The organism is Rathayibacter sp. AY1B5, from assembly GCF_002932795.1.
Taxonomy (GTDB): domain Bacteria; phylum Actinomycetota; class Actinomycetes; order Actinomycetales; family Microbacteriaceae; genus Rathayibacter.
Genome location: NZ_PSWM01000008.1, coordinates 122,708 through 131,243 on the forward strand (window position 1 = coordinate 122,708; position 8,536 = coordinate 131,243).

Genomic DNA, 8,536 nt, shown 5'->3' on the forward strand with positions numbered 1-8,536 from the left:
TCGAGGCGAGGAGGGCCCGGATCCGCGCCAGTGCGCCGGTCTTCCGATGCGCCACCGTCCCCGAGTCGTCATCCCGAGGAGGACACTCGGGACGTTCTCCCCAGTGTTAACAACTCTGTGGATAACTTTCTCCCCACCTGGTGAGAGCACCTGTGGACAGTGGTGGGGACGGTCGCCGCGGGAACGACGGAGCGGCGGGCCCGGGAGTGCGCGAGGCACTGCCGGACCCGCCGCTGCGGGAGGGAACGGGATCAGCCGAGGACGTAGGCGCCCGCGGTGATCGCCACCAGGCCGACTCCGATGAGCCCGACGAGGAGGTTCTGCGTGCGCCGCTGGGCGCGCTGCCGGGTCTTCGTGAAGACCAGCCCGATGAGCGCGCCCGCCACCAGGCCGCCGACGTGCGCCTGCCACGCCACGTTCATCCCGGGCAGGAAGCCGATGACGAGGTTCAGTCCGACCAGCACCAGCAGCTGCGACGCCTGACCGCCCAGGTGCCGGAGGATCACCAGGTACGCGCCCATCAGCCCGAAGATCGCTCCGGAGGCTCCGATCACCGGGGTCAGCGGGTTCGCGAGGAGCAGGACGCCCACCGAGCCGGCGAACCCGCTCAGGAGGAAGAGGGTGAGGTAGCGCCCGCGGCCCAGCATCCGCTCGAGCACCATGCCGAACACCCACAGCGTGTACATGTTCAGCACCAGGTGGAACGGGATGACGATGAAGAGAGAGGTGCTGTGGAGGAACACCGAGGTGAGCATCCGCCACGGCTCGAACCCGGCGCCGAAGCCGGGGAGCGTGTAGGCGGGGGCGTACAGGAGCGCGTTGACCGCCGGCCCGCCGACGAAGGGGAGGATCTCGACGATCCACAGCACGATGCACAGCGCGATGATCGCGTAGGTCACGGTCGGCTGGTCGGCGCGGGTCATCGCCCGCACGCGGGAGAGGAGGGGACCGCGGGTGCGCGGCGCGGTGGCGCGCTGCTGCGCCATGTCGTCCGGGCAGATCACGCCGACCGGAGCGGGCGTCTGGCACTCGCCGCAGATGGTGCGGCCGCACCGCTGGCAGCGCACGAAGCTCTGCCGGTCGGGGTGTCGGTAGCAGGAGTAGGTGCTGCTCGGCGGGACCTGGGTCACGGACGTGCCTCCGGGGAGAACGAGGGCCGGGCCCTGACGGACCCGGCCCTCGAATGAGTGGTGGATGAGGCGATCAGACCTCGGTGATCTCGACGCTCTCGATCACGACGTCCTCGAGCGGCTTGTCACGGCCGTCGGTGGGGACCGCCGAGAGGGACTGCACGAGCTTCTTCGACTCCTCGTCGGCGACGGCGCCGAAGATGGTGTGCTTGCCCTGGAGCCAGGTGGTCGGCGCCACGGTGATGAAGAACTGCGAGCCGTTGGTCCCGCGGCCCGCCTGCTTGCCGGCGTTCGCCATCGCGAGGATGTAGGGCTGGGTGAAGTCGAGCTCCGAGTTGATCTCGTCGTCGAACTGGTAGCCCGGGCCGCCGATGCCCTGGCCGAGCGGGTCGCCGCCCTGGAGCATGAAGTCGGGGATGATGCGGTGGAAGACGGTGCCGTTGTAGAGCGGCTCCTTCGTCTTCGCACCCGTGGCCGGGTGGGTCCACTCGATGTCGCCGGTCGCGAGACCGACGAAGTTGCGGACCGTCTTGGGAGCGTGGTTCCCGTAGAGGTTGACGACGATGTCGCCCTTGTTGGTGTGGAACGTCGCGACTGCGGTGTGCAAAGGCATGCTCGGATTCTCGCACAGCGCGTCTGTAGGCCCCTGCAACGCCCGGTGTCAATGCGCTGGGTGCGCGATGCGGACGCCGATCGATGAGTGGCAGTATTGAGGCGTTCGCTGCTCGTAGCCGATGGAGGACCAACATGGGTCTGTCACGTAAGCACAAGAAGGACCTCAAGCGTCTTCGCAAGAACGCCGAGGCGGTCTGGGGCGAGCAGCAGGAGGTGCTGGCGCACGCGGCCTCCGTGCTCGAGAAGAGCCGCCGCCACGCGTCGAAGTACGCCAAGAAGGAGCTCGTCCCCTTCGTCAAGGACACGTACGACTCGCGCGTCAAGCCGGTCTACGACAACGGTGTCTCGGCCGTCGAGGGCACCTACTCCTCGGCCCGTCACGCCTACAAGCACAAGGTCGTCCCGACCTTCGCCGCTGTGGGCGGCACGGCCGCCGCCGCGTTCGAGGCCGCCAAGGACTCGAAGAACCGCGCGAAGCTCGCCGAGATCTCGAAGGCGCGCTGGGAGGAGCTCACCACTCCCCCCAAGAAGAAGAACAAGGTCGGCACGGTCTTCGCGATCGGCGCCGCGCTGGTCGCCGTCGGCGGCATCGGCTACGCCGTCTGGCAGACGTTCCGCGCCGACGACGAGCTGTGGGTCGCCGAGGACGAGCCGCAGAGCGCCGCGCAGAACGCGGCCTCGACCGCTTCCTGACGTCCTCGTCGCTGGAGCCGGGCCCCTCCGGGGGGTCCGGCTCCTCCGCATGCCCGGGTTAGGCTTCTGCGGTGGACATCCGGGTCGCCGCGTACGGCGTGATCATCGACGGCGAGCGGATGCTGCTCGCGCACTGGAGCCAGGGGCCCTGGTCGGCCTGGACGCTTCCGGGCGGCGGGATCGACGAGGGCGAGTCGCCCGCCGACGCCGCGGTCCGCGAGATCTTCGAGGAGACGGGCTACCGCGCCGAGCTCGAGGCCCTCATCGGCGTGGACTCGCACGTGATCCCCGCGCACCGCCGCAGTGATCCCGAGGCCGGACCTCTGCACGCCATCCGCGTCGTCTACCGCGCCCGCATCGTGGGCGGCGAGCTCACCCACGAGGTGGACGGCTCCACGGACGCGGCCGCCTGGTTCCCCCTGAGCGACGTCGAGGAGCTGGAGCGCGTCGAGCTCGTCGATGCGGCCCTCACCATGAACGAGGCCTGGCTCCTCCGCTGACGGTGCCCGGGAATCCCCGGCCGGGCGCCGACGTTCCCCTCGTCGTGATCGTCGAGCTCTACACCTCCGCCTTCTGCGGCGCCTGCCATGCCGCGCGCTCGGTGCTGGAGCGTGCTGCGGAGCTCGTCCCCGCCGCCGAGATCCGCGAGCGCGACGTGGCCTTCCACCCCGTCGAGGCCGAGGCCGCCGGCATCCGCTCGACCCCCACGGTCGTCGTGCGCGGCACGACCGGAGAGGTGGTCTTCCGAGCGGAGGGCGCCCCCTCCCTCCCGCAGGCTCTCGCCGCGCTGGCCCTCGCCCTGCCCGCGTAGGGTGGCCGCGGGAGGACCCATGCACCGTCGCGCCGCGCTCGCGAGCACCGTCGTGCTGCTCGGCGCCCTGGCGCTCTCGGGGTGCGCCTCCGAAGAGCCGGTGACCACGGCCGCGGTAGGGCTCGGACGGGGTGGCGAGCGGGGAGAGGTCCTCGGGGTCGTCGTCGTGTGCTCGGGGTCCGTCGACGGCCTCGACCTCGCCGCCTCCGACTCCGCCCCCCTGACCATCGGCGACGGACTGCGGAGAGTCACCCGCTGGGTCTCCCCGTCGCCCGTCACGCAGCTGGGCGCGACCGACCTCTCCGGCTCCACGGTGTGGCCGGCCGACACGGTGATCGAGCGGTTCCCGCTCGGCGTCGACCTCGCGCTCGGCGCCTACGCGACCGACCGCTCCGTGCTCGCCCGTCCGGTCGTCTTCACGGCCGAGCAGTTCGACACTCTCTCCGTCGGCGAGATCATCGTCGGCGACATCCGCGACGGGACGTCCGAGACCCTCTCGGTGCAGCAGTTCCTCGGTCTCGCCTGCACGGACCGCTGAGCGGGCGGCTCGGCTGTCCGAGCAGAGGATCCTGCGAAAGGGCGCACCCGTGAGGGGAGAGGAAGTGTGGAGCCTAGGAGATTCGAACTCCTGACATCCTGCTTGCAAAGCAGGCGCTCTACCAACTGAGCTAAGGCCCCGGGCCGGAGACGGGATGACCCGTCTCCGAGAGTCGAACGGCCCGCCACCGCGAGGTGACGGGCCGTTCGGACCGGGTGGGGGTACCAGGACTTGAACCTGGGACCTCTTCATTATCAGTGAAGCGCTCTAACCGCCTGAGCTATACCCCCGGAATGGCCAGAGGAGACTCTACCCGACATCGAGCAGGAATCCCAATCGGCCGGACCGTGCGCCCTACTGGTTGGTGAAGCCGACCAGGAGGCCGCCGGTGATCTTGACGCTGAGGTTGTACAGCAGCGCCACGATCGCGCCGAGCGCGGTGGTGACGATGGTGTTCAGCACCGCGACGACGATCGCGAAGCCCATGACCTGCGGCAGCGAGATGATCGTGTTGAGGTCGAACGCCTCCGCGCCGGCGATGTCCTGCACGAGGCCGTTGACCTCATCGAACACGCCCGTCTGGGCCAGGACCGTGTAGACCAGGTAGACGACGACGATCGTGATGATCGCGAGCGTCAGGCCCAGCAGGAACGAGAGCTTCACGGCCGACCAGAAGTCGACGTAGACGAGCTTCAGGCGGACCTGCTTCGCCGCCGGGCTCTTCGCGGACTTCCTGGCGAGCTTCTCGGCGACGGTGCTACTCATCTACGGACCCATCCTCCTCCGACACCGGAGCGGACTCGGCCGGCGCCGCGGCGTCGGGATCCTCGTCCTGGGCGTCGAGATTGCGTTCGGTGTTCTTGGCGAGTGCGATGATGCGGTCGTCCTCAGCGAATCGTGCGAAGACGACTCCCATGGTGTCGCGACCCTTGGCCGGTACCTCGGCCACCGCAGAGCGTACCACCTTGCCGCTGGCGAGCACGACGAGCACCTCGTCGTCCTCTCCGGTGATGATGGCGCCCACGAGGTCGCCGCGCTTCTCCTCCAGCTTGGCCACCTTGATGCCCAGGCCGCCGCGTCCCTGGAGTCGGTACTGGTCGACCGCGGTGCGCTTGGCGTAGCCGCCCTCGGTGACCACGAACACGAAGCCCTCGTCGCTGACGACGTTGGCGTCGAGGAGGCGGTCCTCCCCGCGGAACGACATGCCGCGGACACCGGAGGTGGAGCGGCCCATCGGACGCAGCGCCTCGTCGGACGCGGTGAAGCGGATCGACATGCCCTTGCGGGAGACCAGCAGCACGTCGCTGTCCTCCTCCACCAGGAGCGCCGAGACGAGCTCGTCGCCGTCGCGCAGCTTGATCGCGATGATGCCGCCGGAGCGGTTCGTGTCGTACTCCGAGAGGGCCGTCTTCTTCACGAGGCCGTCGCGCGTGGCGAGGACGAGGTAGCGGGCCGCCTCGTAGTCGCGGATGTCGAGGATCTGCGCGATCTGCTCCCCCGGCTCCAGCGCGAGCAGGTTCGCGATGTGCTGGCCCTTGGCGTCGCGGCCGGCCTCCTGCAGCTCGTAGGTCTTGGCGCGGTACACGCGGCCGGTGTTCGTGAAGAACAGGAGCCAGTGGTGCGTGGTGGTGACGAAGAAGTGCTCGACGATGTCGTCGGCCTTCAGTTGCGCACCCCGCACGCCGCGGCCGCCGCGGTGCTGGGCCCGGTAGGAGTCGCTCCGGGTGCGCTTGAGGTAACCGCCGCGGGTGACGGTGACGACCATCTCCTCCTCGGGGATCAGGTCCTCGACGCTCATGTCGCCGTCGAACCCGAAGAGGATCTCGGTGCGGCGGTCGTCGCCGAAGCGGTCCACGATCTCGTCGAGCTCGTCCGAGATGATGGTGCGCTGGCGCTCGGGGCTCGCGAGGATCGACTTGTAGTCCTCGATCTCGGCCTGGATCCGGTCGTGCTCGTCGATGATCTTCTGGCGCTCGAGGGCCGCGAGGCGGCGCAGCTGCATGTCGAGGATGGCGCGGGACTGCACCTCGTCGATGTCGAGCAGCTCCATCAGGCCGTCGCGCGCCTCCTCGACGGTGGGGGAGCGGCGGATGAGGGCGATGACCTCGTCGAGCGCGTCGAGCGCCTTGAGGTAGCCGCGCAGGATGTGGATCCGCGCCTCCGCCTCGTCGAGGAGGTACTGGGTGCGGCGCACGATGACCTCGACCTGGTGGTCGACCCAGGCGCGGATGAAGCCGTCCAGCGAGAGCGTGCGCGGGATGCCGTCGACGATCGCGAGCATGTTCGCGCCGAAGTTCTCCTGCAGCGGCGTGTGCTTGTAGAGGTTGTTCAGAACCACCTTCGCCACGGCGTCGCGCTTGAGGACGACGACGAGGCGCTGGCCGGTGCGACCGGAGGTCTCGTCGCGGATGTCGGCGATGCCCGAGACGCGCCCGTCCTTGACCAGCTCGGCGATCTTGATCGCCAGGTTGTCCGGGTTCACCTGGTACGGCAGCTCGGTGACGACGAGGCAGGTGCGGCCCTGGATCTCCTCGATGGAGACGACGGCGCGCATCGTGATGGAGCCGCGGCCGGTGCGGTAGGCGTCCTGGATGCCGCGGACGCCGAGGATCTGCGCACCGGTGGGGAAGTCGGGTCCCTTGATCCGCTGCAGCAGCGCCTCGAGGAGCTCCTCGCGCGTCGCGTCCGGGTTCTCGAGCGCCCACTTCGCACCGGCGGCGACCTCGCGCAGGTTGTGCGGCGGGATGTTGGTCGCCATGCCGACTGCGATGCCGACGGAGCCGTTGACCAGCAGGTTCGGGAACCGGGCCGGCAGGATCGCGGGCTCGCGCGTGCGGCCGTCGTAGTTGTCCTGGAAGTCGACGGTGTTCTTGTCGATGTCGCGGACCATCTCGAGCGCGAGCGGCGCCATCTTGGTCTCGGTGTACCGGGGGGCGGCCGCGCCGTCGTTGCCGGGGGAGCCGAAGTTGCCCTGCCCGAGCGCGAGCGGGTAGCGGAGGCTCCACGGCTGCACCAGGCGGACCAGCGCGTCGTAGATCGCGGAGTCGCCGTGCGGGTGGAACTGGCCCATCACGTCGCCGACGACGCGCGAGCACTTCGAGAACGCCTTGTCCGGGCGGTAGCCGCCGTCGTACATGGCGTAGATCACGCGGCGGTGCACGGGCTTCAAGCCGTCGCGCACCTCCGGCAGGGCGCGGCCGACGATGACGCTCATCGCGTAGTCGAGGTAGGAGCGCTGCATCTCGAGCTGCAGGTCGACCGGCTCGATCTTGTCGTGACCGTGGATCACCACACCGGTCTCGGTGACGATGTCGTCGCTCTCGTCCGGGCCGGTGGGGGTGGTGGGTTCTTCTGCCATGGTCTCTGGTCTCTCAGGTGGGTCCGTGCCCCGGAGGAGCGGGGGCGGCGGTCGCGCTGGGTGTCAGGTGTCGGTGGGTGGTGTGGGGCGAGCGGGTGGCGGTTCGGCGGTGTTGGTGCGGCCCATTGAGGGCCGCCGTCACGTCCTGCAGGTGGCCGGGGCCGCGGCCGTGTGCCGCGGGGCTGCCGCCTTTCGGATCGCGGTGCGATCCGGGCGCCGCCACGCTGAGCGGTCAGATGTCCAGGAAACGGACGTCCTTCGCATTCTTCTGGATGAAGGAGCGGCGGGATTCGACGTCCTCGCCCATGAGGGTGGAGAAGATCTCGTCGGCTGCGGCCGCGTCATCGAGCGTGACCTGGAGGAGGGTCCGCGTGGCGGGGTCCATCGTGGTCTCCCACAGCTCCTTGTAGTCCATCTCGCCGAGGCCCTTGTAGCGCTGGATGCCGTTCTCCTTGGGCATGCGCTTGTTGGTCGCCGAGCCGTGCGTGATCAGGGCGTCGCGCTCGCGGTCGCTGTAGACGTACTCGTGCGGGGAGTTCGACCACTTCAGGCGGTACAGCGGCGGCTGCGCGAGGTAGACGTAGCCGAGGTCGATCAGCGGGCGCATGTAGCGGAAGAGGAGCGTCAGCAGCAGCGTCGTGATGTGCTGGCCGTCGACGTCGGCGTCGGCCATCAGGATGATCTTGTGGTACCGCGCCTTGTCGGGGTTGAAGTCCTCGCCGATGCCGGCGCCGAATGCCGTGATCATCGCCTGGACCTCGTTGTTGCCGAGAGCGCGGTCGAGTCGGGCCTTCTCGACGTTGAGGATCTTGCCGCGCAGGGGGAGGATCGCCTGCGTCTCGGGGTTGCGGCCCTGCACTGCGGATCCGCCGGCCGAGTCGCCCTCGACGATGAAGATCTCGGAGATCGACGGGTCCTTGGACTGGCAGTCCTTGAGCTTGCCCGGCATGCCGCCGCCCTCGAGCAGGCCCTTGCGGCGGGCGGTCTCGCGCGCCTTCCGCGCCGCCATGCGGGCCGAGGCCGCCTGGATCGCCTTGCGGATGATGTCCTTGGCCTGGCTCGGGTTGCGGTCGAACCAGTCGGCCAGCTGCTCGCCGGCGACGCGCTGCACGAACGCCTTCGCCTCGGTGTTGCCGAGCTTGGTCTTGGTCTGGCCCTCGAACTGCGGCTCGCCGAGCTTGATCGAGACCACGGCGGTGAGGCCCTCGCGGATGTCGTCGCCCGAGAGGTTCTCGTCCTTCTCCTTGAGGAGGTTGTTCGCGCGCGCGTAGCGGTTGACCAGCGTGGTCAGCGCGGCGCGGAAGCCCTCCTCGTGGGTGCCGCCCTCGTGGGTGTTGATGGTGTTCGCGTAGGTGTGGACGCTCTCGGTGTAGGCCGTGGTCCACTGCATC

Annotated in this window: 9 protein-coding genes and 2 tRNA genes; 4 read left to right on the plus strand and 7 right to left on the minus strand. The window is 69.2% G+C overall.

Going from position 1 to position 8,536, the window contains the following annotated elements; translation table 11 throughout:
- Window positions 1-251: 251 nt before the first annotated feature.
- Window positions 252-1,130 (minus strand): rhomboid family intramembrane serine protease, encoded by an 879-nt coding sequence (locus C5D44_RS07610; RefSeq protein ID WP_104222668.1) that lies wholly within the window; start codon window positions 1,128-1,130, stop codon window positions 252-254.
- Between the two features lie 73 nt (window positions 1,131-1,203).
- On the minus strand, window positions 1,204-1,743 hold the full coding sequence (locus tag C5D44_RS07615; RefSeq protein ID WP_104222669.1) for a peptidylprolyl isomerase: 540 nt from the start codon (window positions 1,741-1,743) through the stop codon (window positions 1,204-1,206).
- Window positions 1,744-1,877: 134 nt separating this feature from the next.
- On the opposite strand from C5D44_RS07615, the gene C5D44_RS07620 reads away from it, so the two are divergent.
- The 4 genes from C5D44_RS07620 (at window position 1,878) to C5D44_RS07635 (ending at window position 3,787) form a co-directional block, all read left to right on the plus strand.
- Complete coding sequence (locus C5D44_RS07620) at window positions 1,878-2,438, plus strand: hypothetical protein (protein ID WP_104255643.1); 561 nt, start codon at window positions 1,878-1,880, stop codon at window positions 2,436-2,438.
- A gap of 71 nt (window positions 2,439-2,509) precedes the next feature.
- Window positions 2,510-2,938 (plus strand): NUDIX hydrolase, encoded by a 429-nt coding sequence (locus C5D44_RS07625; protein WP_104222671.1) that lies wholly within the window; start codon window positions 2,510-2,512, stop codon window positions 2,936-2,938.
- A 2-nt stretch (window positions 2,939-2,940) separates the two neighbouring features.
- Window positions 2,941-3,249 carry a thioredoxin family protein gene (locus C5D44_RS07630; RefSeq protein ID WP_258067906.1) on the plus strand — a complete coding sequence of 103 codons (309 nt, stop codon included), beginning with the start codon at window positions 2,941-2,943 and terminating at the stop codon, window positions 3,247-3,249.
- A gap of 19 nt (window positions 3,250-3,268) precedes the next feature.
- Window positions 3,269-3,787 carry a hypothetical protein gene (locus C5D44_RS07635; RefSeq protein ID WP_104281309.1) on the plus strand — a complete coding sequence of 173 codons (519 nt, stop codon included), beginning with the start codon at window positions 3,269-3,271 and terminating at the stop codon, window positions 3,785-3,787.
- A 67-nt stretch (window positions 3,788-3,854) separates the two neighbouring features.
- Here the strand turns inward: C5D44_RS07635 and C5D44_RS07640 are convergent.
- The 5 genes from C5D44_RS07640 to C5D44_RS07660 form a co-directional block, all read right to left on the minus strand.
- Window positions 3,855-3,927: transfer RNA gene (locus C5D44_RS07640), tRNA-Ala, on the minus strand.
- Window positions 3,928-4,003: 76 nt separating this feature from the next.
- A tRNA-Ile gene (locus C5D44_RS07645) sits at window positions 4,004-4,077 on the minus strand.
- Between the two features lie 64 nt (window positions 4,078-4,141).
- A complete protein-coding gene (locus C5D44_RS07650) occupies window positions 4,142-4,552 on the minus strand; it encodes a DUF3566 domain-containing protein (RefSeq protein ID WP_104222673.1) in 411 nt (136 codons plus the stop codon).
- On the minus strand, window positions 4,545-7,145 hold the full coding sequence (gene gyrA / locus C5D44_RS07655; protein WP_104222674.1) for a DNA gyrase subunit A: 2,601 nt from the start codon (window positions 7,143-7,145) through the stop codon (window positions 4,545-4,547). Before gyrA ends, C5D44_RS07650 begins: the two co-directional genes overlap by 8 nt.
- 232 nt (window positions 7,146-7,377) lie before the next feature.
- Window positions 7,378-8,536 (minus strand): toprim domain-containing protein (locus tag C5D44_RS07660; RefSeq protein WP_258067907.1); only part of this gene is annotated, 1,159 nt, incomplete at its 5' end.